At 64.1% G+C, this 1670-nt stretch carries 2 protein-coding genes and 1 pseudogene; all 3 read left to right on the forward strand.

All coding sequences use genetic code 11. The features are described 5' to 3' along the window. Window positions 1–361: pseudogene (locus DI276_RS21250) on the forward strand (ABC transporter substrate-binding protein); the annotation flags it as partial. A 29-nt stretch (window positions 362–390) separates the two neighbouring features. Beyond that, window positions 391–1272 (forward strand): amino acid ABC transporter permease, encoded by an 882-nt coding sequence (locus tag DI276_RS21255; RefSeq protein WP_112266000.1) that lies wholly within the window; start codon window positions 391–393, stop codon window positions 1270–1272. Next, window positions 1269–1670, forward strand: a 402-nt coding sequence (locus tag DI276_RS52215; protein ID WP_269814285.1) for an ATP-binding cassette domain-containing protein, incomplete at its 3' end; no start/stop codon positions are given. The genes DI276_RS21255 and DI276_RS52215, both read left to right, overlap by 4 nt.

The raw sequence follows: 1670 nt of genomic DNA on the forward strand, positions 1-1670 counted from the left end.
GCAGCTCAACGAGAAGGACTGCACCAGCAAGGGCAAGCCGGCCATCACCGGAGTCACTTTGCCGAGCGTCAACGACTCGCTGACCCAGCTCTCCTCCAAGCGCCTCGACGCCGTGATGTACGACTTCACCTCGCTGTCGTGGACGGCCAAGCGGCAGCCGAACGTACTGGAAGTGCTGCCAGAAAGGGTGGTCACGGCGAAGGTGAACGTGGCGCTGCCCAAGGGTTCCGCGCTGACCCCGGCGATCCAGGCGGCGATCCAGTCCATCATCGACAGTCCCAAGTACGCCGAAGCACTTGATCGCTGGGGCTTCCAGAGCCTCGGCATCGAGACCGCGGCGATGGCCGTACCCCTGCAGTGATGGCGACGAAGACGACCAGGAGTCATCCGATGCAAGAACTCCCGGCCGAACACAAGAAGCGGATCACGCCGAAACGTCCGCGCGACTACCTCAGCTGGGCAGTCGCGCTCGCGATCGTCGCCGCCCTGGTCTACACGACGGTGACCAACGAGAACTACGGCTGGCCGGTGGTGTTCAGCTACTTCACCACCGAGTCCATCCTGGACGGTCTGGTACTCACCCTGGTCCTGACGGTGGTCAGCATGGGACTGGGCGTGCTGCTCGGGTTGCTGCTCGCGATCATGCGGATGTCGCACCAGACACCGATCTCCGGCCTGGCCACGCTCTACATCACGTTCTTCCGCGGCACACCGGTACTCGTACAGCTGATCTTCTGGTTCAACATCGCCGCGCTCTACCCCAACGTCTCCATCGGCATCCCCTTCACCGACATCTCCACCCCGGTGGACGTGAACGCAGTCATGACCCCGCTGACCGCGGCCATCGTCGGCCTGACACTCAACGAAGCCGCCTACATGGCGGAAATCATCCGCGGCGGCTTCGCCTCGGTGAACCGCGGCCAGCACGAAGCAGCGGACTCGCTCGGCATGACCGGCTTCACCAGGCTCCGCCACGTGATCATCCCGCAGACCATGCCCGCGATCATCCCCGCCACCGGCAACCAGGTCATCGGCATGCTCAAAGGCACCTCCCTGGTCAGCGTCCTCGGCGTCGCCGAACTGCTCAACAGCGCACAGTCCATCTACGCCCGCACCTACCAGACCATTCCGCTGCTGATCGTGGCCAGTCTCTGGTACCTGATCATGACGATGGCGCTGAGCGTGCCCCAGTCCATGATCGAACGCCGCTTCTCCCGCTCCACCCGCCGGCAGGCCGCAGTCGCCACCGCGACAAAGGAGTCGCTGCTGTGAAAGCCGACGGAACGATCGTGGCACGCAAGCTGCACAAGAGCTTCGGACATCACGAGGTCCTGCGCGGGATCGACCTGTCCGTGGCGGCGGGCGAGATCTCCTGCATCATCGGCCCCAGCGGATCCGGCAAGTCGACACTGCTGCGCTGTATCAACGGATTGGAAACCGTCGACCGCGGCGTGCTGCGGGTCAACGGCGAGGACTTCGGCTACGTCGAGAAGGACAACGCCTACCACGCCGTCTCCCCACAACGACTCGCCCAGCAACGCTCCCGCATCGGCATGGTCTTCCAACAGTTCAACCTCTTCCCCAACATGACCGCCGAGGACAACGTCATGTCCGGGCCCGTGCTGGTCAAGAAGACCAACCGCAAACACGCCCGCGAGCGGGCGCAGGAA

The sequence above is a fragment of the Lentzea terrae genome, assembly GCF_003265345.1.
Taxonomy (GTDB): domain Bacteria; phylum Actinomycetota; class Actinomycetes; order Mycobacteriales; family Pseudonocardiaceae; genus Lentzea; species Lentzea terrae.